Origin of the sequence: Paenibacillus nicotianae (assembly GCF_042681745.1) — a bacterium.
Taxonomy (GTDB): domain Bacteria; phylum Bacillota; class Bacilli; order Paenibacillales; family Paenibacillaceae; genus Saccharibacillus; species Saccharibacillus nicotianae.
In genome coordinates this window covers 1,949,602-1,970,144 of record NZ_JBHUGF010000010.1, presented here as the reverse complement: position 1 = coordinate 1,970,144, position 20,543 = coordinate 1,949,602, and the positions used below count along the sequence as shown (strand labels likewise).

General features: G+C 38.1%; 19 protein-coding genes. 15 read left to right on the top strand and 4 right to left on the bottom strand.

Annotated elements, in window-relative coordinates:
• Nucleotides 1-23: 23 nt before the first annotated feature.
• The gene (locus ACFSGI_RS12680; RefSeq protein WP_204824491.1) at nucleotides 24-968 is read right to left on the bottom strand and encodes a tyrosine-type recombinase/integrase; all 945 of its coding nucleotides are present in this window, start codon (nucleotides 966-968) and stop codon (nucleotides 24-26) included.
• Nucleotides 969-1,496: 528 nt separating this feature from the next.
• On the opposite strand from ACFSGI_RS12680, the gene ACFSGI_RS12675 reads away from it, so the two are divergent.
• The 9 genes from ACFSGI_RS12675 (at nucleotide 1,497) to ACFSGI_RS12635 (ending at nucleotide 11,075) form a co-directional block, all read left to right on the top strand.
• Nucleotides 1,497-2,321, top strand: a complete 825-nt coding sequence (locus tag ACFSGI_RS12675) for an ABC transporter permease (RefSeq protein WP_204824490.1) — start codon at nucleotides 1,497-1,499, stop codon at nucleotides 2,319-2,321.
• Between the two features lie 57 nt (nucleotides 2,322-2,378).
• Nucleotides 2,379-3,443 (top strand): ABC transporter ATP-binding protein, encoded by a 1,065-nt coding sequence (locus ACFSGI_RS12670; protein ID WP_379283359.1) that lies wholly within the window; start codon nucleotides 2,379-2,381, stop codon nucleotides 3,441-3,443.
• Between the two features lie 57 nt (nucleotides 3,444-3,500).
• Nucleotides 3,501-4,655, top strand: a complete 1,155-nt coding sequence (locus tag ACFSGI_RS12665; RefSeq protein WP_204824489.1) for an extracellular solute-binding protein — start codon at nucleotides 3,501-3,503, stop codon at nucleotides 4,653-4,655.
• 2 nt (nucleotides 4,656-4,657) lie between these two features.
• Nucleotides 4,658-5,491, top strand: coding sequence for an ABC transporter permease (locus tag ACFSGI_RS12660; RefSeq protein WP_204825010.1), 834 nt, complete (start codon nucleotides 4,658-4,660; stop codon nucleotides 5,489-5,491).
• A 5-nt stretch (nucleotides 5,492-5,496) separates the two neighbouring features.
• Nucleotides 5,497-6,849, top strand: a complete 1,353-nt coding sequence (locus ACFSGI_RS12655; RefSeq protein WP_204824488.1) for a hypothetical protein — start codon at nucleotides 5,497-5,499, stop codon at nucleotides 6,847-6,849.
• A 41-nt stretch (nucleotides 6,850-6,890) separates the two neighbouring features.
• Nucleotides 6,891-7,337 (top strand): hypothetical protein, encoded by a 447-nt coding sequence (locus ACFSGI_RS12650; RefSeq protein ID WP_204824487.1) that lies wholly within the window; start codon nucleotides 6,891-6,893, stop codon nucleotides 7,335-7,337.
• 4 nt (nucleotides 7,338-7,341) lie between these two features.
• Entirely contained in the window at nucleotides 7,342-8,427 is a 1,086-nt protein-coding gene (locus ACFSGI_RS12645; protein WP_204824486.1) for a CehA/McbA family metallohydrolase, read from the top strand.
• A gap of 61 nt (nucleotides 8,428-8,488) precedes the next feature.
• Entirely contained in the window at nucleotides 8,489-9,202 is a 714-nt protein-coding gene (locus ACFSGI_RS12640) for a GntR family transcriptional regulator (protein WP_204824485.1), read from the top strand.
• Nucleotides 9,203-9,359: 157 nt separating this feature from the next.
• A complete protein-coding gene (locus ACFSGI_RS12635) occupies nucleotides 9,360-11,075 on the top strand; it encodes an ABC transporter ATP-binding protein (RefSeq protein ID WP_204824484.1) in 1,716 nt (571 codons plus the stop codon).
• 167 nt (nucleotides 11,076-11,242) lie between these two features.
• Here the strand turns inward: ACFSGI_RS12635 and ACFSGI_RS12630 are convergent, their stop codons facing one another.
• Both ACFSGI_RS12630 and ACFSGI_RS12625 read right to left on the bottom strand, forming a co-directional pair.
• On the bottom strand, nucleotides 11,243-12,916 hold the full coding sequence (locus ACFSGI_RS12630) for a helix-turn-helix domain-containing protein (RefSeq protein ID WP_204824483.1): 1,674 nt from the start codon (nucleotides 12,914-12,916) through the stop codon (nucleotides 11,243-11,245).
• A 113-nt stretch (nucleotides 12,917-13,029) separates the two neighbouring features.
• Nucleotides 13,030-14,001 carry an ABC transporter substrate-binding protein gene (locus ACFSGI_RS12625; RefSeq protein WP_204824482.1) on the bottom strand — a complete coding sequence of 324 codons (972 nt, stop codon included), beginning with the start codon at nucleotides 13,999-14,001 and terminating at the stop codon, nucleotides 13,030-13,032.
• A gap of 212 nt (nucleotides 14,002-14,213) precedes the next feature.
• Between ACFSGI_RS12625 and ACFSGI_RS12620 the strand changes: the two genes are divergently transcribed.
• A complete protein-coding gene (locus tag ACFSGI_RS12620; protein WP_379283352.1) occupies nucleotides 14,214-14,765 on the top strand; it encodes a GNAT family N-acetyltransferase in 552 nt (183 codons plus the stop codon).
• 171 nt (nucleotides 14,766-14,936) lie between these two features.
• On the opposite strand, the gene ACFSGI_RS12615 is transcribed toward ACFSGI_RS12620, so the two are convergent.
• Nucleotides 14,937-15,617: an S-layer homology domain-containing protein gene (locus ACFSGI_RS12615; RefSeq protein WP_204824480.1), complete on the bottom strand. Its 681-nt coding sequence runs from the start codon at nucleotides 15,615-15,617 to the stop codon at nucleotides 14,937-14,939.
• A 205-nt stretch (nucleotides 15,618-15,822) separates the two neighbouring features.
• On the opposite strand from ACFSGI_RS12615, the gene ACFSGI_RS12610 reads away from it, so the two are divergent.
• The 5 genes from ACFSGI_RS12610 to ACFSGI_RS12590 all read left to right on the top strand — a co-directional run bounded on the left by ACFSGI_RS12610 (nucleotide 15,823) and on the right by ACFSGI_RS12590 (nucleotide 20,479).
• The gene (locus ACFSGI_RS12610) at nucleotides 15,823-16,902 is read left to right on the top strand and encodes a lactonase family protein (protein ID WP_204824479.1); all 1,080 of its coding nucleotides are present in this window, start codon (nucleotides 15,823-15,825) and stop codon (nucleotides 16,900-16,902) included.
• Between the two features lie 200 nt (nucleotides 16,903-17,102).
• Entirely contained in the window at nucleotides 17,103-17,375 is a 273-nt protein-coding gene (locus ACFSGI_RS12605; RefSeq protein ID WP_204824478.1) for a hypothetical protein, read from the top strand.
• Between the two features lie 138 nt (nucleotides 17,376-17,513).
• Nucleotides 17,514-17,816 carry a hypothetical protein gene (locus tag ACFSGI_RS12600; RefSeq protein WP_204824477.1) on the top strand — a complete coding sequence of 101 codons (303 nt, stop codon included), beginning with the start codon at nucleotides 17,514-17,516 and terminating at the stop codon, nucleotides 17,814-17,816.
• Between the two features lie 334 nt (nucleotides 17,817-18,150).
• Nucleotides 18,151-19,146: a LacI family DNA-binding transcriptional regulator gene (locus ACFSGI_RS12595; protein ID WP_204824476.1), complete on the top strand. Its 996-nt coding sequence runs from the start codon at nucleotides 18,151-18,153 to the stop codon at nucleotides 19,144-19,146.
• 73 nt (nucleotides 19,147-19,219) lie between these two features.
• Nucleotides 19,220-20,479: a sugar ABC transporter substrate-binding protein gene (locus ACFSGI_RS12590; RefSeq protein ID WP_204824475.1), complete on the top strand. Its 1,260-nt coding sequence runs from the start codon at nucleotides 19,220-19,222 to the stop codon at nucleotides 20,477-20,479.
• The last annotated feature ends 64 nt before the right edge of the window (nucleotides 20,480-20,543 follow it).

Sequence of the window (20,543 nt, the reverse complement as noted above, 5' to 3'; positions counted from 1 at the left end):
AAAAACCTCCAAATAATTCATAGTTATTTGGAGGTTTCTAATCGATTTCTAGGGTTGAATTTTGTTAATACAGCGCGCTTTCTTTTAACTGATACCTCTGTATAAATCTCCGTTGTACTTACACTCGAATGTCCCAAAATTTCTTGAACTGCTCTTAAATCGGCTCCGTTTTCTAACAATTGAGTAGCAAAAGAGTGTCGCAAATAATGAGGCGTGGCGCTTTGATTGATTTTTGCCATTTCTTTATATTTACAGAAAATATCCTCAATACCATAGATGGACAGTCCATTTCCATACTTATTTAGGAATAAGCAATCGTCTTTTGGATGAAAAGCGTCTCTGACTTTAAGCCAGTCTTGGATCTTATCAATCAGTTCTTTGCTGGATAGATACAGTAAGCGTTCTTTACGTCCTTTGCCAAATATCACAACCACTCGATTGCGTAGATCAAGGTCTTTTAAGCGAATTTGTACTAGCTCTCCAATACGAATCCCTGTTGAAAAGAGCAAGTCGATAATGGCATCATTTCGGATACTTAATCGAGTACTGAATGCAGTTTTGAGACGATTGCGATCATTCTCGGGTGCAGATAATAAACGTTTAATTTCATTGGTCGGTAACGTTTTGGGAATCCGTTTTGCTGTTTTAAATCGTTTACCAAAATGAAGTAAAGGAGATTGATCAATCCAATGTTTTTGAGCTAAAAACAAGAAAAATCCTTTGAAGGATATGTATTTCCGTTTGATGGTAGAATCTTTTAATAGATTCAAGTGACTCAATGTATTGAAATACAAATAGATTTCGGCTTCGGTCACAACTTCTATCTGGTTGTCTACTAACCAATCGTTGAACATATTCAAATCAGATAAATACGCTTTGATCGATTTCGGTGATAAATTTTTTTCGATTAATAAATAATTTACATACTTTGCGATATAATCGTTCAAATCAATTCTAGATACTAACAATGTTCATCCTCCAGTGTTCCACCAAATTCAATTTTTGCTGTAAATGAAATAATCTTTAAAATACAGATTCTCCATTATACCAAAATCAATCATTTTAGAATGGATTGATTTATGAGGTGTTATATTCTTTATTATTTGAAAATGTAAAAGTAAAGTGAATAGGATTATGATTAGACTTTTTGTGTATGCAGATCGACTGCAATCATTCAAAGTCTTTTTAGTATGTCTACATCTTCAAGCTAGATTTACATACATCAGCATCTATTTTCAATTTACCTACTATATAAAATGCAAACGGTTCAAGTTTCTATTAGCGTTGTTTTATTCGTTAAATATTAAATCCCAACCCAAATGAGTTTCAATATTTACTCAAACCTATATTTCGACATATTTTGCGAAAATAAATTGTTTCTATACTCAGAAGTGTCAGTGATGTAGACGTCTAAACAACTTTGGATGACTAACGTTTAAAGTAAAACCATTTTTTAGAGTACATACGTGCAGATCAGTGGAAGAAAGGAATGAATTATGAAGTGGTATGTGCATGCGTTAGGTAAACGCAAAATTGTAGAGTTTTTATTGTTGATCGTCTTTGTGATTTTTTTTCTGGGGCCGTTACTGAATTTATTGATATTGGCAGTATCCGGTAAGTGGCAGTACCCGGCGGCTTTACCACAAAGCTGGTCGTTACAATGGTGGCAATTTGTTTTGAGTCAGGATGATGTGTTGCAATCTATTTCGCTCTCATTTTTGATAGCGACTGTAGTAACCGTATGTTCGATTATTGTATGTGTACCTGCGGCTTATGCATTTGCTCGTATTTCATTTCCGCTCAGTAAATGGTTTTTATTTTCATTTCTGCTTACACATGCGTTTCCGAAAATGGGCTTATATGTTTCGATTGCTGTTTTATTTTACAAATTCGGATTGATGAATACATTTGTAGGAATTGTACTTATTCATATGGTCAATACATTGATGTATATGACATGGATTCCAGCGTCTGCTTTTCGTAGTGTACATCAGGCTCAAGAAGAATCAGCACGCGATGTAGGAGCAGGGCCGATTCGAGTATTTTGGAAAATTACATTTCCGATGGCTTTTCCCGGTATTATGGTCGCTTCGATTTTCACCTTTTTAGCTTCCTTAGACGAAGCACAAGGTACTTTGTTAGTAGGGATTCCTGATTTCAAAACGATGCCGATTATTATGTACTCTATTATTGCAGATTATCCTAATACGACAGGTGCTGTATTTTCTGTGATTTTGACATTACCTACAGTCATTTTGTTAGTAGCTGCTCGTAAATTTGTAAGTGCAGACGTATTGTCTGGTGGATTTCAAGTGAAATAAAGGGAAAATTGATTGCAGATTTTAGTGTAAGCAAGAGCAAAGGGAGCAGGAGGAGTTATGAATACAACGATACAGTCTCAATTGTCGATTCGGAATCTAAGCAAACTATTCAAAACAGGCGATGGTGTAAAAAATATTTCGCTAGAGATTGCCAAAGGCGAAATGGTGACCTTGCTTGGACCTTCTGGTTGCGGGAAAACAACGGTTTTACGATCGATTGGCGGTTTTTTGGAGCCGGATAGTGGAGATATTTTGATTCGTGGCAATAGCATATTACCGTTACCTCCTGAAAAAAGACCAACGGCTATGGTATTTCAAAGTTATAATCTGTGGCCGCATATGACAGTATATGAAAATTTAGCATTTGGTCTGAAAATCCGCAAATATGCGAAGGCAGATATAGAGCGCGAAGTCAGAGCAGCTTTAGAACTGGTACAACTCGGCAGTGCAGCCAGTAAACATCCTACTCAATTATCAGGCGGACAGCAACAACGAGTCGCTTTAGCTAGAGCATTATTGTTAAAGCCAGATGTATTACTGTTAGATGAACCTTTTTCCGCTTTGGATGCCAAGCTACGGATGGAGATGCGCGAAGAGTTACGTGATATTCAGATGGCCACCGATATGACGATGGTTTTTGTAACACATGATCAAGAAGAGGCCCTATCGATCTCAGACCGGATTGTTGTTATGCATGGTGGTCAGATTGAGCAACTGTCTACACCGCAGGACATCTATGATACGCCACAATCGTTGTTTGTTGCTCATTTTATCGGTCGTATCAATGTTTTAAAGGGGGTGAGCGATGGACAGCATATTACAGTAGGTGGATTGCGTCTGCCTAATCCAAAGTTAGAATTGCCTATCGGGCAATGTGTAGTTGCTGTTCGTCCAGAAGACATATATCTGTCTGAACAAGAAGAAGGCTTAACAGGTCATATTCGTCAGGTTATGGTACTAGGTCATTATGCAGAATTATCGGTCAATTATGAAGAAGAAGTACTGAAAGTATTTGTACCTCGTGAACAGGCGGCTACTTTACATCCAGGTCAACCGATATCGCTGATGTTTCATAAAATGAACGTTTTTCCAGAAATCAGTGTATCGAAAGCAGACACATAATCAGAAACTCATACTAAAGTCATCTCAAATGCAGTTATTTTAAAGGAGGATGTTCTTGTGTTAAATAAAGCTAAAATGAGTATTCTATTGCTAGTTGGATTATGTTTGGTAATTGCGTTAGCCGGGTGCGGAGGCAAATCAGCGACAAACGAAGCAAATGCAAGTAGTTCTTCTGCACAGACAACAGAGATTTCTTTGTATACCAGTGGTTCGTTAAATGTAAAAGAATTGTGGGAAACGTTAATTCCTGAATTTGAAAAATCCAATCCAACGATTAAAGTGAAATTGGTCTATCTTCCATCAGGAACAGGAGGACAATCGGCACTGGATCGCCTTTTGGCTGCCAAACAAAGTGGACAGACCAATGTAGATGTAGATTTGTATGAAGGCAGTCTGGATGATATTACAAAAGGCGACAAAAGCGGAATCTGGGCTAAATTAGATACAGCAAGTGTGCCTAATCTCAAAAATATCGATACATCTATCTTAAAACAAGTGAATGATATGGCTGTGCCTTACCGCGCTTCTTCTGTAGTGCTTGCTTATAATAGCCAAAATGTACCTAACCCTCCCAAAACCGCAGACGAACTATACGAATGGATTCGTCAACATCCCGGTAAATTTGCTTATAATGATCCTTCTACAGGTGGAGCAGGTAGTTCATTTGTAACGACAGCGATCTACAATTTTTTACCACCAGAAGATATGAATAGTAGTGATCCTGCAATCGCACAGAAATGGGATCAAGGATTCAATTTGCTAAAACAACTTGGCCCGTCTATGTATCAGCAAGGAGTTTATCCGAAAAAAAATCAAGGCACACTGGATTTACTTGCGAATGGTGAAGTAGATATAGTTCCTGCATGGTCAGATATGGCGCTAGAGCAGATCAACAAACAGCTTTTACCAGACACCACGAAGCTCACTCAGATTAGCCCTGCTTTTACAGGTGGCCCTTCATACTTGATGGTTCCAGAGCTATCTAGCAAAAAAGAAGCTGCTCAAAAGCTACTTGATTATATACTTACACCAGAAGCTCAAACGATTGTCGTAAACAAAATGTACGGTTATCCGGGAATCAAATGGGATTTGATGTCTAAAGAATTACAAGATAAATTTGCAAGCGTGTCTGCATCGTACCGTCAATTTAATGGTGGCGATCTACAGCAAGAGATTTACAAACGCTGGCAGACTGATGTTGCAGGTCAATGATGATGAATTCCACTATGAAAAAAGGGATACTAGGGCTTGCTCTAGTCATCCCTTCCTTTCTTATTTTGTTTTTTGTCGTGATACTGCCTATTTTATATGCCATTCGAGAAAGCTTAATCGATGAAAATGGTGGCGGATTTGGCTTAGCCAACTATATTCGTTTATTTACAGAGCCGACAATGCGACAAAATATTATATATACGTTACAGGTAACGATTGTTTCTACTTTGTTATCGTTAGTGATTAGTTATGCGTTAGCAGTCTATCTACGTTTTGGTCATGGGTGGGTTGTGAAATGGATCAACCGCTTATACTTTATTCCGATGTTTGTACCGGGTGTTATTGCAACTTATGGTCTGATTACGATGTATGGTAATCATGGTTGGTTATCAAGGTTGTTGTTATTGATTGGTATCGATACATTTCCCAAAATAATTTACGATTACAAAGGGTTATTACTCGCCAATCTATGGTTCAATATTCCGTTCTCAACGATGTTATTGAGTTCTGCTCTGGCGGCAGTCCCTAACTCGGTTATCGAAAGTGCGCGTGATGCAGGTGCAAATATCTGGCAGTTATTTTTTCGATTTATTTTGCCACTCTCTTACAAAACGATGTGGGTAGCGATCACATTTATTTTTATGGGTGTAATCGGTAGTTTTACTGCTCCTTTTCTAATTGGTGCTAATGCTCCTCAAGTATTAGGGGTCGCGATGCAACAAGTCTTTTCTAATTATCAGGAGACTCATACTGCAAGTGCTATGGCTGTATTGATGTTTTTACTTTGTTCCGTTATGGGTTATTTCTATATTCGAACAATGGGGAAAGAGGGATAACATAGATGAAGAATTACCAAAACGATACTAACGTTATTGATACAGCAGTATTAGATAAGGTATTAACACGTTCTCAACGTTGTTATTTTCAAATCAATATTCCGGCAAAAGGGTTCGTAGAATTGCATCTGAAGGCGATGAGTAACAGTCACTGGCAACAGAAAAATCATGAATCAGCTATGATTCGTATCTATGTAAATCAACAATACAATCAAGATCTGATTTTATTTTATGGTAAAGACTCATTAATCTATACTCGCTTGCTCGGGCAACTGGAAGCTGGAACATATGAGATTGAGATAGAATTTCGCGACCTGGAATCTCCATCCAAAGTAGAACAGATTCGTCTCGAAAGTTATGAAGTACACTGGATCGATGCGACTTCGTCGTCAGCACTGGTCTATCAACATACACCGATTGTGTATGGGCGCAATCTTACTCATGATTATGAGAGCACATTTACAGATACACCGCTTCTTGTCATGTATTGGATGCAACACAAAGAAAATCGCACAGTCATTGAATATCATATGGTATTTAGTCATGAAGATGAAGGTACACCTTCTGGATTATTAATGAGCAAGTGGGGCAGAACGACAGATATTGAATGGATGTATCGTGTAGAAATCGATCATACAGGTCATCTACTATCTGCTACTTATCAAGGGCCTCATCATGTAATCACTTCATTTCAAGGTAAGACAGACTGTGGAGGCCTACCTGTACTGCAAGCGGCAACAGCGAATGGTAACTTTGTAGACGAAGTGTGGTCGAATTATCGGGTCATCTTACCACCATCTTATGGGTGGTATCCTGAGCAGGAACCGCGTGAACAGATTATGACGGTGTATCCGTTCACCTATCAGATGACCAATTGGGAAATGAATCGTCAGTACATCGTGGATCGTAATAATGATCCGTATTCATGGAAATTGGGAGATCAGCGTCAATACTTATTTATTCAGAGTTCCAAATATGCTTTAGATGTCTATAATGCTCGTATGGATGTACAACAGACTTGTCTTGATTTTCAAGTACGTTTACAAGGTCAAGAAGAATGGTGGTCTTCTAGCTTTAATGATTTACGAGTTGCTGATTTTCGAGCGGCTTATCAGGGGCCAGATTTACATTTTTCGACTACGATTAAGCTACCAGCAGGCACTAAGCTAGATCATATTGCGGAAATTCGAGTACTTCTTTTGCCTGAAGGAGTAGAACGTATCGGTGTCCAGGGCATCTATGCGTTTATGTTAGATGATGAATATCAACCGACTAAAGGTATCCAAGCACAGACAAAAGTGGAATTGACCTCGGTTGCTCCAGTACAGACATTATGGAATTGTATTACGTTGATCTAGAAAAGTGAACATAGCGGATAGGGAAAAGGAGACATGTTTCGATGGAAAAATGGTTGCACGTATCAGGTAGTATTGATCCGTTAGCTACACAGACTCATATTACGTATACTTTTCCTATCGCAAAGGAAGTATCTATGATTCGTATAGAGTTCAGTTATACGCCCAAAACATTAACAGATACCGATCAAGCCCAAACGATTATTGAATCTGCTATGGTTCGATACGGGTATCATTCGCCACAAGATCATGACTGGAAAAAATATGCTCCGCTTCACAATCTGATTACACTTTCTGTAGATGACCCGCACACTCATCGCGGACAAGCACATCGTCAAGACTCACAACAGACTCATTTTTTATCCGCAGATCATGCTTCGCCAGGATTTTGGAAAGGTTCCAATCCTGTAGGAGAATGGAAAGTAATTTTAAGTATTCATTCTATTGTGACGCCAGCATGTCATTATCAACTTGAAGTATGGGGGGAATAACAATATGAAATGGATACCTTCTGAATTACATACGCATACTCTTCATAGTGATGGACAACACACGCTGGATGAACTTGTACAGTCAGCTCTGAATTTAGGAATTGATTGTATTGCACTCACCGATCATAATACACAGTCCGGTCTACAAGATCGTCAACGTATTCAATACGAAACAGGTATTCATATTATTCCTGGTATGGAATGGACAACGTTCTACGGGCATATGATTACGTTAGGAATAGCTACCTATGTGGATTGGCGTAATTTCGGTATATACAATATTGAAAAAGGGATCGATCAGGTGCATACACAAGGTGGTCTTGTAGGGATAGCTCATCCATTTCGCATAGGTAGTCCTATCTGTACAGGCTGTTATTGGGAATATCCGATAACAAACTGGCAAAAGATAGATTATATCGAAGTCTGGTCTACATTAATGCCAGCTATCAAAAAAGATAGCCAACGTGCTTTTGCCTGGTGGACATCTTTACTGAATGAAGGGCATCGTATAACAGCTACCAGTGGGCGGGATTGGCATCGAACAGAAGCTCATGATGCTCCAGCAGCTATTACATATCTAGGTACAGAAGATGAAGAAACATTGTGGTATTCATTAGATATGTTGCAGACGTCAGAGGTATCTTATACAGATCATATCGAGCTAGAACCGAAAGACTATTCTGCTCTGACAGCTCTTCGTCAAGGAGCAGTTACTGTTACGATGGGGCCTTTGCTTACATTTACAGCCCATATTATACATCCGATCCATCCAGATCATTCTAAGCGTTATACGATTGGACAAGAAATCTATTGTCCATCACATGAACAAATACAGTTAGAAATAGCATTAGATACTATTTGCCGGCAACAATATTATGAGTTAGCTGATCAATCGTTACGCTTAGTGGTGAACAGCAATCAAGGAATATTGTTCGAACAACCAATTCCAGTGCAGACCGAAGTGTATGATTGCGAATTAGAACAGACTCAATCTTTAAGCTGGGTAAGGGTTGAGTTGTATGGATATTTTGCTGAAATGTACAGCATGATTGCTTTTACCAATCCTATCTATATTACTCATTCGCTATAACAGACTTATTATATTTAACGCACTTGTATATTTTGGCTATAGAAAGGATGGATCGATTCATATGTCTGCCAAGCAGGAAACGATCAAACTTCGTATCGAGCAATGGATCGCAGAACATCATATTCATGCTGGAGATCAATTACCTTCTGAATCTACACTAGCGACTCAATTTAAAGTCTGTCGTACTACGGTTCGTGGAGCGATTCGTAAGTTAAGAGATGAAGGGAAATTATTTGTCAAACATGGCAGTGGCACATTTTTGACACGTACTTTGCAACATATCCCCAGTTCGCTGGATCGGCTATATAGTATAGGAGATATGATTCGTTCAGCAGGTCTAACCGAAGATCAACGATTAGCGTATATTATTTCAGAAAAGTGTCCTCTTGAAGTAGCGGAACGAATGGACTTATCTATTGATGAACCTATGATCGTTTTGGAACGTTCACGTATGGCAAATGGAGAAATTGTCGCTCATTCGATCAACTATATGCCGGTACAACTGGTCGGCAATACATTTGATGAAAGTGTATTTACAGGGTCTTTATTTCAACATTTAGAACAACAGGTAGGTATCCAGATTGTAGGTGCAGATACAGAACTAACCGTACCACTTCCTACAGACCCTCATCTTCAAATGTTATGTATGTATCCGCAATCTTCTGTTTTGTTGCTCAAGCAGACCCATTATGATGAAATGAATCGCAAAGTATTGTATTCTTACGATTATGTTCGAAATGATATTTTTACATTTTGGATAAGACGGACAAGATAAAAAATTAAATTTAAATGATAATCATTATCAATTATAAAAATTAATGCTATAATAACTATCTAGATGTAGTTGTATACTACAGTGATAGTTATTTTTTTAGGTAGAATACATATTTTTCTAAATTACACATCAATGATGTACAGAAAAGGAGACAGCAATGTTAAAACGTTTTTTTGCTTATTATCGTCCTTACAAAGGATTATTTGTGATCGATTTTGGATGTGCGATTATTGCAGCTATTCTTGAACTAGCTTTCCCGTTAGCAGTGAATCGGGTCATCGACGATTTGCTTCCAGGTGGGGAATGGCGCGTGATTTTGTGGGCATGTGTAGGCTTGCTAGGGATATTTGTAGTTAGCTCATTTCTGAATTATGTAGTGACTTATTGGGGTCACAAATTAGGAATTAATATTGAGACCGATATGCGCAAAAAGTTATTTGATCATGTGCAGCGGTTACCGTTTCGCTTTTTTGATAATGCCAAAACAGGGCATCTGGTATCACGTATGACCAATGATCTGATGGATATTGGAGAGATTGCTCATCATGGCCCGGAAGATTTATTTATCGCTGTGATGACACTTGTTGGTGCATTTGCTTTGATGGCTAGTATCAATATGGATCTGGCAATTTTAACTTTTGTAGTTGTTCCGCTAATGATTTATTTATCACTCTTTTTTGGACGCAAAATGTCCGTCGCTTTCCGGCGTATGTTTGGAGATATCGCTGATTTCAATGCGCGTGTCGAAAATAACGTTACCGGAATGCGTGTAGTACAAGCTTTTGCAAATGAAGATCATGAAATCAGTCAATTTGCGATCAATAATGGACGTTTTCGCCGTACAAAGCTAGTTGCATATCGCATCATGGCTTGGAACTCGTCGATTAGCTATATTTTGATGAAATTTGTGTCTATTTTTGTACTGGTTTGTGGCACATGGTTTGTTATTGAAAAAGGAATGAGTTATGGCGATTTTATCGCTTTTGTACTTCTATCTAATGTATTTTTAGCGCCGATCAAACAATTGAACTCGGTGATCGAAACGTATCCTAAAGGAATAGCAGGATTCCGCCGTTTTGAAGAATTACTCAATACTGATACCGAGATTCATGATCTACCTGATGCTCAAGCAGTCAGTGGGCTGAAAGGCAATATCACATACAATAATGTATCATTTGGATATGAGGGTAAAGATTATATTTTGAAAGGGATCAATCTTCATATTCGTGAAGGAGAAACAGTCGCTCTTGTAGGCCCATCGGGTGCAGGTAAAACAACCATTTGTAGCTTGTTACCACGATTTTATGATATTGCTGAAGGTGAAGTGACGATTGATGGTATCGATATTCGGCAGATGACACTATCTTCGTTACGTTCGCAGATTGGTGTTGTACAACAAGAAGTATTTTTATTCGATGGTACGATTCGTGAAAATATTGCTTACGGCAAATTGGGAGCAACCGAAGAAGAAATATGGACAGCCGCGCGTCAAGCACAGCTTGAAGAAGTGATTACTTCATATGAAGAAGGTATGGAGACGATTATAGGAGAACGTGGCGTGAAGTTATCCGGTGGTCAGAAGCAACGATTATCGATTGCTCGTATGTTCCTCAAAAATCCACCAATTTTGATACTGGATGAAGCCACATCTGCGCTGGATACCGAGACAGAAGCAGCGATTCAGCAATCGCTAAACGAATTGTCACAAGGAAGAACAACACTAATTATTGCGCATCGTCTAGCAACAATCAAAAATGCAGATCGTATTATTGTTGTCACCAAAGAAGGTATCGCTGAACAAGGCGCTCATGATGAATTGATTCAAGCGGGTGGAGCATATAGTCGTCTACATGCAGCTCAATTCGGTACGTAAAAGGCAGTAAAGTAAAAACAACAGAATCATTTTGGAAATCAAAAAGCTAGCATCCCGATCAAGAACATCTATTGTTCTTACAAAGGATACTAGCTTTTTGATTTTATTCATATCGTGTGTTAATACAATACATTTGAACAGGTATAACTACTATTAAAAGATCAGCACTAAAAAGTGACTTTCAAAATATCCGGTAAAACAGATAACAAATGCTCTCTCGTAATAGGATCATCAAAGTTCCATTTTGATTCTGTGATATGAAGATGAAAAGGAGAGTGTATCTGTAGTCTTTTCCATACTGGTCTATGAGTTAACTGATGTAGATATTCAAGAGAAGTGGCATCATGATCGACTAACAAAAAAATACGATCACTCGCATATCGTTCTAATTCATCCCAGGCAATCTCCAAATAGGGAATCTGTTGCTGAATCATCTGTGATATAGCTGGCGGAGGACAGAAAGCAAATGGCTGATAAATAGTCAGTGCAAATCCATGACCGCCCATCACAAATAAATCACCATCAATCTGTATAATTACCAGAGCTGTTTCTCCTTGTTTGATCGAAATACAATCTTTCCACACTTGTACGGATTGTTGCTGATGAAGAGACAACCATTGATCTGCTTGACGACCTTGTCCAATCCAGTTAGCGATAGCTCGCAAACGAATATGGGCAGGATCATGACGGTAAATAACAAATGTAGGTGCGATTCGAGCTAAAGCTACACTAACTTCATCTGTTGTATATTCATGAATAATCAGATCAGGCTGTAATCTGGCGATCTGCTCGGGTTCTCCATATGTACCAATATCGTTCATATCTAGCAACTGCTGTTGATAAATCACTTGATCACGAATCACAGTAAGCGATGCACCTATTGGTCGAACGCCTAGCGATAATACATCGCCAAGTGTATTACCTGTAGCTACAACACGCGGTGCTAACGTATGACGATGAGATGAAAGTGATGGCGGGGTACGATGATATCGATACGTATATTGTTTGGGCGGTATACCTGTAGATTGACTGAATCGTCTGCTAAAATAATATTCGTCTTTGAAGCCGACGTAATGAGCAATTTCTTTAATCGAATGATTAGACAATCGTAATAAGTCTTTTGCACGATTGATGCGAATATCGTTGATATAATCAAGCGGTTTCTTGCCTGTTAATTGTTGAAAAAGCTTGCTATATTTCCAGCGTCCCAAACCGGATAATTGTAATAAATCTTCGACAGTGATCGGTTTCTGATAATACTGATGAATATAATCTACAGTATGTTGTATTGCTTCCAAAGCAGGTGCAAAAAGATCAGAAGACTGTCTAGTCTGGCTTTCAAGACAAGCTAAAATCAACTGCTGTAATAACAGATTGGCGCGGAAGTGATTCATCTCTATCTCGGGATGTATTTCATCTATAGAAGACGCTTCATGACTGTCAAAAAAACGAGACATACACTGTATATATTCAAGTATAGAAGACAAAGGAGTGGGACGAAGCCACATATGATAAGGCAATGACTTGATAGGTTCTATACAAGGTTGTTGTTCCCCTCGCGCAAACATATAAAAAGAAACTTGATAGTAAATAGGTTCTGTTGTAGTGTTTTTACACTCAATCGTGCTGTCTGGCGGGAGAAACATACAACTACCATAGACAGTTGTAAAAGACTGCTGATTGATCTGGATCGTATCTCCATCTCGCAAGCAAAGGATTAAAGAATGAGTCAAACGATCATTACATAACGAAGTAGAATGAGCCAAAGAGCCAATCTGAACATGTATACATTCAAAAGTATAGGAGTGAAGAGGGAGTTGGGCTATTCGTGATAATAACAATATAATCCCTCCTTTATTTAATTGAGAATTATTATCAATAACATGTACATATTGTATACCAAACGCAAAAAGACTTTCAACCTTAATAGGGAAAGTCTTTTTATACAATCGATTTACTTATTCATGATTTTCGGTAGTTCATCTAGCATACGTTCTCTTGTGATCGGATCATCAAAGTTCCATGTTGAACTTAACATATAGACATGATTGTCTTTAACCGCAGGAATCGCTTGCCAGATCGCACTTTGAAGCATTTTTTGTGTATTGGAATTGCTAGCAGTATTGCCATCATTCAGAATAAATAGCCATTGTCCTGCGTAATCGGATAAAGCTTCTTCTGAAATCTGAGCAAAATCTTCTTTGTCTGCGATCATTTTCTCTACGCCTGTACTTGGCTTGAATTGCAAAATATTGTATAGTGTTGTAGCAAATCCTTTGTCACCCATAACGTACATATCTTTACCGAGTTGTAGAAATACTGTTGCTGTATCACCAGAGTGAGATTGGAGTTGGCTAACCACTTTTTTCGCTTTTGCCTCATACGTGGTAATCCATTGTTCAGCCACATCACGTTTTCCTAAAATATCGCCTAATGTACGTAGACGATCATAAGTCTGTTTACGTTCAAGCAGTACGGTAGGAGCAATTTTCGTTAACGATTCATAAATATTATCGTACAATCCGCCTCCATCGACCAAAATCAGATCAGGATTAAGGTCTGCAATTTTTTCTATATCAGCCGGTTCACCAACGTCTACAATACCTTCTAATAGATCAGAATAAACGACCTGATCTGCTATAACTTGTAAGGTTGAGCCGATAGGTTTGACATCAAGCGCAAGCAAATCACCAAGATCGCCACCTATATAAATAATCCGTTCAGGGTGAGTAGGTACTTCAACTTTGTTATTTTTAAAATCTATAAAAGATTTGGTTGTCGCTGTACTTGTTGCTGTTGTATTACTGGAAGAAGTAGAAGGTTCAGCAGTTGTTGTAGAAGCTGTAGAATTGCCACATGCGGCTAATAATATGCTTATACATACAATAAAACTCCAGACATTTATCTTTTTAATAATTATGTTCATCATAATCCCCCTATAAAATGCAATCTAAAATCGTTTTAATAATGAGAATCATTATCGTTAAAAACATCATAGCGTATCAATCACAAAGATAAAATGGACAAAAATAAGTATATTTTTGTACAAAATGCAGGATAATAATGTATAAACGATAGGTATAGAACAAAAATAATAATTGTTTTATGATACATAGAACAAAGGAGGATGAATATTTTATGCAATCAAAAGTTGATTTAAAGCCACTTACAATGACTTATGCTGATCTACTATTACAGTTACGTCATCACAATCGAGAGTATTTGCAAAAATATGAACCGATTCGCCCGGAGTCGTATTGGACACTTGAAGCTCAGCAAGAAATGATCATGAATGGAGAACGGAATTTTGAAGCAGGTCTGGGTTATGTATTTGGGATATTTGAATCTATTAGCCAACAATTAGTAGGAAGAATCGAAATCAGCGGAGTAGCACGCGGGCCTTTTCAAAATGGAAATCTGGGATACTTTATAGATAAAGATCATCATGGCAAAGGTTATGCTTCGGCTGCTGTGCAACAATGTCTACAGTTTGCTTTTACTGAAGGACAGCTTCATCGGTTACAAGCAGGGGTGATGCCATGGAATACGCCATCATTACGAGTGTTAGAAAAGTCTGGATTTCGCCATGAAGGTCTAGCTAAACGTTACTTACATATCAACGGCAATTGGGAAGATCATGCTCTATATGCCATCACTGTAGAAGATTGGCAACGTCGTACAGATTATTGATCACGCAAATCATAATATGTCCAAAATGATCTAAATAGGCAATCAAAAAAACTCCTTTACTATAGTGCTCATATAAGCTCTACAGTAAAGGAGTTTGCTGTATAAAAATGTATAAAAAAGGATTCATTTATTTGTATAACAGTTGTTGTTTTCTGATCTTATTTTATTCTGTTATTCGATTGTGCCTACACTACCCAGCTTACCTGTCAATTCTATCGCATTGTATAACATGACTGCGGCTTCTGCGCGGGTAATCGGTTCATCCGGGTAAAATTTACCTTTTTGATCGAGTGTAGCGATCTCATTATGAATAACCTGTTCTACCATTTGTTGATCTATAGCAGATAATGAGGTGCTATCGGCAATCGGTTGGTTGGCTTTGGCGGATGTTATATTGTTACCACCGGATTCATTGATATCAGGATCGACTTGTTCTACAGCTTGCCAGAGTAAAGTAGCAAATTGACCGCGTGTCATAGCAGTTGTCACATCTACATCTGCCGGTATGTCCAATCCATTATGATGGGCAATAATCATATCGCTACTATACCATGCGTCATTACTGATACGTGTATAGTAATCACTTGCTTCTGGCTTTTTGATAAAGCGCATATTATCAATATTGAGATCAAGCCCTTTTACAAGTGAACTTACACCTTGCGCAACATTTAACGTATGTTCTGGAGCATAAGTTGTTTCAGTGATACCTGTCAAAATATGATATTCATCCAAATATTCTATCTTCTTTTTGTCCAAAGTGTTATCTAGATCATCGAAAGCGGCAAAAGCTTGGTTACCTGAAGCCAGTAATAAAAAACTCGCAAGCCCTAACATACATCTGCGAACCATCATTGAACTCACCCCACTTGGATAGATTAGAATCGTTAGACTTTACAAAAGTTGGATTATATTTAGTGTAACTTACAGTTCTTTATAAATCTATATCAGTATTTGGATAATGAACTTTGATTTTTTGGTCAGAAGGCGTTACCTTATATAGAGGAACTTTTTGTTCATAGTTAAGAAATAACATATAAATAGAGTGGAGGAATCACATATGACTAACACGAATCAACGCTTGCTTGTATTTGCAGGCTCTTACGCAGAATCAACAGATAATGGTGTATATGTATACAGTTTTGATGAAGCAACAGGTGAGCTTACTCAGACTGATGCTTTTATGGGACTCAAAAATCCTACATTTCTAAACGTCGATGCTCCAGCAGGTCGATTGTATGCCATTGGTGAAGCTGCTTATTCTGACGGTACCAAGATCGGTGAAGCTTCTTCTTTTGCTATTGATCCTGCAAAAGGAAGTATTCATTTATTGAATCGCCTGAATACTGTCGGTGCACCAACTTGCCATATTCAGCGTTCTGACGATAGTAAGTACTTGAGTGTAACCAGTTATCATGGGGGTATGGTAGGATTATTTGCGATTCGCGAAGATGGTCAAATTGGTGAATCATTAGATGTACAACAACATGAAGGACATAGTGTACATCCGAATCAAGATCGTCCACATCCTCATTCTTCCTTCTATGATCCTACAGGAAAATACCTTTTGGTTCAGGATTTAGGATTGGATCGTATTTACACATATGCACTAGATCAAGCAGAAGGTAAATTAGAGCGTGTAGCAGAGCAAGTGACTGCACCAGGTGCAGGACCTCGTCATCTTGTATTCCATCCGAATGGAAAATATGCGTTTGTTATTAATGAGTTAAATTCAACGGTAACAGCATATGAGTATGATGGTAGCAACGGTACATTAAGCGAAATTCATAGCATTTCCACATTGCCGGCTGATTATGATGGTGAAAATGGTTGTGCAGAAATTGCTATTTCGAAAGATGGTCGCTTTGTCTACGGATCTAACCGCGGGCATGACAGTATTGTGCAATATGAAGTTGATCAAGCAACAGGTCAATTAACTCTAGTACAACACGTATCTACAGAAGGTGGACATCCAAGACATTTCTCATTAACACCGAATGGTAATTATTTGCTTGCAGCTAATCGTGATGGTAATAATATCGTTACGTTCACTGTAGATGCTACAACAGGTAAATTAACATACACAGGTAAAAGTGTAGAAGTCTCCAAACCTGTATGTGTATGGTCAGTCTATATCTAATAATAAAATAATCCCAAAACGCGTCTTTGTAGATCGCTTTCTAGCGGCTAGAAGGCGCGTTTTTTTGATGTGAAATGGTTAGGATTGTTATAAGAAGGATTAAGAAATTGTTTCAATTTTTTGTAGAGAGGTAAAGTACAGTAACTACTATTTATTCTATACTTTGTACGATGTAGATATAGCCAAAGGAGAGATTAATGATGACTGAGCCAAGAAAAAACGATAAAATTGAAGAACAACAAGGCAAGCGTGATCATCCTGAACATTATCCTACTGAAAACGAAAGTCTTTTTGATCGTTTTGAATCCGAGCAAAATGTAGATCCTATGCCTATGGAAGATTTAAATATGGAGAAAAAAGAAGAAAAAGATAAAGATGCAACTAAATCTTCGTCGTCTAGTGAAAATGCGTATCCTGAAGGAATGGCTAAAAAACTAGAAGAGCAAGAAAAAGAAAAAGAGAAAAATAGGTAAGCACATGTGTGCGTTTGAATAGAGCATAATGAATAAAGCAATCGATCAGCTGCTGACAATAGAGTTGATCTTTTTTGCTACAATGATTTCCGTTAACACTTTAAATCAATATATGTTTGACTAAGAAAGGTGAAAATAATGGCATTTGGTATAGATCGATCACAATTAAACCACTGGAAACAACAAGTAAGTGATGGACAAATCGCTTTTTTAACTCATTATTGGATCGATGATCGATTTCCCAATATGCGTACAGTGACCAAAGTAGGTTGTGCAGATATCGAAAAGTTACAAAACTGGTGTAGAGAACATCAGCTTAACCCTCGTTATATTCATTTTCGTGAGCGTTATCCACACTTTGATTTATTTGGAGTAGAGCAATTACGTATTTTAAAACAAGAAGGACTACAAGATCATATCGATCGATTTGGACTTTATTGAAAATACACCTTGTGTAACCCGCGATTCACACCACTACATTCGACAAAATAACAAAAAAATTTTAAAAGGTATTGAAATCGGTTACAAGCAGATATATAATAAGCGTGTAGAAACGTTTCGACAAAATGATATAAAACTCTACATGATGAATTTTATACAGAATACATTAATAATTAGTGAATAAGCCGTATAAAATTAGCTTTTTTAGCTTAAAATCCATAAAAATCCATTTTTTAATCCCTTTGTTTCTAGTATGGATAGAAAAGGGTAAATCATTTTTTTATGATTTTATCGAAACGTTTCGATTAGCTAATTAACACCAGGGGGGAAGTCAATGGGAGCAACGATCAAGGATGTAGCCGCTTTAGCAGGTGTCGCAGTATCGACTGCGTCCTATGCGCTAAATGGAATCGGAAGAGTTAGTCCTAAGACACGCGATAAAGTGATTGTTGCTGCTAAACAGTTAAATTATCAGAAGAATGGAATTGCTTCTGATCTGAAGCGCTCCAAAACAAATACGATTGCTTTATTGTTAAGTGATTTGTCTGGTCCATACTACTCTAGGTTGATTAAAGGCGTGCAAGAAGTAAGCCTTAACAACGGATACGACTTAATTGCTTGTAGCTCGATTGGTGGAGAATCATCAACAGCGGTCAAATTTATTAAAGAGAAAAGGGTAGATGGTGCTATTATCCTTGCTCATAATATTCCAGATCGTACGATTTTGGAATCGGCTCGTGAAGGATTCCCTATCGTGATGTTAGATCGAAGATTAGAGCATGAAAGTGTCTGCTATGTCGAAGCAGATAATGAAAAAGGTGGTATTTTAGCTACCGAACATTTAATCGAAGCTGGTCATCGCAAAATTGCTTATGTATCCGGGCCGGCAAGCAGTAAGCATAATAAAGACCGTTATAACGGGTTTGTACAAGCGATGAACAAACATGGATTAACGATTGAACCACGTTGGAATCTGATAGGTAACTTTACCGAAGAAGGTGGTTACCGCGCAGTCAAATTAATGATTGCACAAGGCGAAATTCCAGAGGCTGTCTTTTTTGCAAATGATGAAATGGCATTAGGAGGAATAACAGCTTTGAATGAAGCGGGGATTGTTGTTCCTGATGATATATCAGTGATTGGTTTTGATGATATTGTCCAAGCGCGGTTTTTGACACCGTCTTTAACAACAGTACGTCAACCTGATTATGAAGTAGGGGCATTGGCTGTACATCTGATTTTTCAGATTTTAAAAGGAGAAACGGTTAGTCCACAGTACAAACTGGATACTGAATTGGTTTCGCGTGGTACGGTACGTTCTCCTTTATAAGTCAGTTACAACTGATTCATTACAAGCAATACCGATTGTAAGCATTCTCTATAATAATAACGAGGTGAATTGAATGACAAAAACATGGAAAACCGTTGTAGCTTGTATGTTGATCTTTTCTCTGATCTTGTCAGCATGTGGCAACAAAGAAGAAGCGGCTGCAACAACATCAGATGGTAAGCGCGTTCTAAAAGTATGGGGAATGGGTGCGGAAGGTACAGCTCTTTCTAAAATCGTACCTGATTTTGAAAAAGCGAATCCTGATATCAAAGTCGAAGTACAAGCGATTCCTTGGGATAACGCTCATGATAAATTGCTAACAGCAGTTGCTTCCAAAAAAGGGCCTGATGTTGTGCAAATGGGATTGGGTTGGATTCCAGAATTTGCAGATGCTGGAGCTTTGCTAGATTTATCTTCATACACAGACAAATATCCGAATCTGAAAGTCGATAATTTCTTCAAAGGCGCTCAACAAACGATGACATACAATGATCAACTTGTAGGGATTCCGTGGTACATCGATACTCGCGTATTGTTCTATCGTGCAGATCTACTCAAAGAAGTAGGTTATAACGAACCACCGAAAACATGGACAGAATTGAAAGATGCAGCAACTAAATTGGCAGCTAGAGGAAATGGCAATTATGGTATTTTGCTAGACAGCCAGGATCAAGTATTCACACTTCCATTCGCTTGGGAAAATGGTAGTGAAGTAATTGGTAGCGATAACAAAGCTCAATTTAACCAACCTCCATATGTGGATGCTGTCAAATATTTGAGCAGTTTCTTTACTGAAAAATTAGCACCTTCGCAAGTTGATTTAAAACTTCTACCATCGTTTGGTGAAGGTATTATTCCTATGTTTATTAGCGGACCGTGGTCAGTGCAACAGATCAAAGATGAATTGCCTGATCTAAAAGACGATCAATGGGGAACAGTTACGATTCCTGCTAAAGATGAAAGCGGTAAAAGTGCTTCTATCCTAGGTGGATCAAGTCTATCTGTATTCAGTAGTGCTACGAATAAAGATGATGCAGCTAAATTCATTTCGTATATGAATGAACCAGAAGTACAAGTGAAATGGTATGAATTAACTAAAGATTTACCTTCTACAACTAAAGCATGGGAAGACAAATCACTTGCATCTAACAAAGATATCCAAACGTTCCGTACACAAATGGATACAGCACGTCCAGCACCTTTTGTAAAACCTTGGGAAAGTATTGCAGATCTGATCAAAGCAGCTATGCAAGAAATCACTATCGGTGGTGCTGATGTTCAAGAACAAATGGATCAGGTGAACAGCCAGGCTGATGACTTATTAGCCAACTAATCTCATGATATCCACAGGGCAGAGGTGCTGCCCGTATAAGCTTTGCAAATTCGTGTAGTATCCT

What these genes read in the sequence shown, in the direction of transcription:
- ACFSGI_RS12625 (WP_204824482.1), bottom strand. Translation starts at nt 14,001, where the DNA reads ATGAACATAATTATTAAAAAGATAAATGTCTGGAGTTTTATTGTATGT.
- ACFSGI_RS12650 (WP_204824487.1), top strand. Translation starts at nt 6,891, where the DNA reads ATGGAAAAATGGTTGCACGTATCAGGTAGTATTGATCCGTTAGCTACA.
- ACFSGI_RS12620 (WP_379283352.1), top strand. Translation starts at nt 14,214, where the DNA reads ATGCAATCAAAAGTTGATTTAAAGCCACTTACAATGACTTATGCTGAT.
- ACFSGI_RS12640 (WP_204824485.1), top strand. Translation starts at nt 8,489, where the DNA reads ATGTCTGCCAAGCAGGAAACGATCAAACTTCGTATCGAGCAATGGATC.
- ACFSGI_RS12615 (WP_204824480.1), bottom strand. Translation starts at nt 15,617, where the DNA reads ATGATGGTTCGCAGATGTATGTTAGGGCTTGCGAGTTTTTTATTACTG.
- ACFSGI_RS12605 (WP_204824478.1), top strand. Translation starts at nt 17,103, where the DNA reads ATGACTGAGCCAAGAAAAAACGATAAAATTGAAGAACAACAAGGCAAG.
- ACFSGI_RS12610 (WP_204824479.1), top strand. Translation starts at nt 15,823, where the DNA reads ATGACTAACACGAATCAACGCTTGCTTGTATTTGCAGGCTCTTACGCA.
- ACFSGI_RS12675 (WP_204824490.1), top strand. Translation starts at nt 1,497, where the DNA reads ATGAAGTGGTATGTGCATGCGTTAGGTAAACGCAAAATTGTAGAGTTT.
- ACFSGI_RS12655 (WP_204824488.1), top strand. Translation starts at nt 5,497, where the DNA reads ATGAAGAATTACCAAAACGATACTAACGTTATTGATACAGCAGTATTA.
- ACFSGI_RS12590 (WP_204824475.1), top strand. Translation starts at nt 19,220, where the DNA reads ATGACAAAAACATGGAAAACCGTTGTAGCTTGTATGTTGATCTTTTCT.
- ACFSGI_RS12645 (WP_204824486.1), top strand. Translation starts at nt 7,342, where the DNA reads ATGAAATGGATACCTTCTGAATTACATACGCATACTCTTCATAGTGAT.
- ACFSGI_RS12660 (WP_204825010.1), top strand. Translation starts at nt 4,658, where the DNA reads ATGAATTCCACTATGAAAAAAGGGATACTAGGGCTTGCTCTAGTCATC.
- ACFSGI_RS12595 (WP_204824476.1), top strand. Translation starts at nt 18,151, where the DNA reads ATGGGAGCAACGATCAAGGATGTAGCCGCTTTAGCAGGTGTCGCAGTA.
- ACFSGI_RS12670 (WP_379283359.1), top strand. Translation starts at nt 2,379, where the DNA reads ATGAATACAACGATACAGTCTCAATTGTCGATTCGGAATCTAAGCAAA.
- ACFSGI_RS12635 (WP_204824484.1), top strand. Translation starts at nt 9,360, where the DNA reads ATGTTAAAACGTTTTTTTGCTTATTATCGTCCTTACAAAGGATTATTT.
- ACFSGI_RS12600 (WP_204824477.1), top strand. Translation starts at nt 17,514, where the DNA reads ATGGCATTTGGTATAGATCGATCACAATTAAACCACTGGAAACAACAA.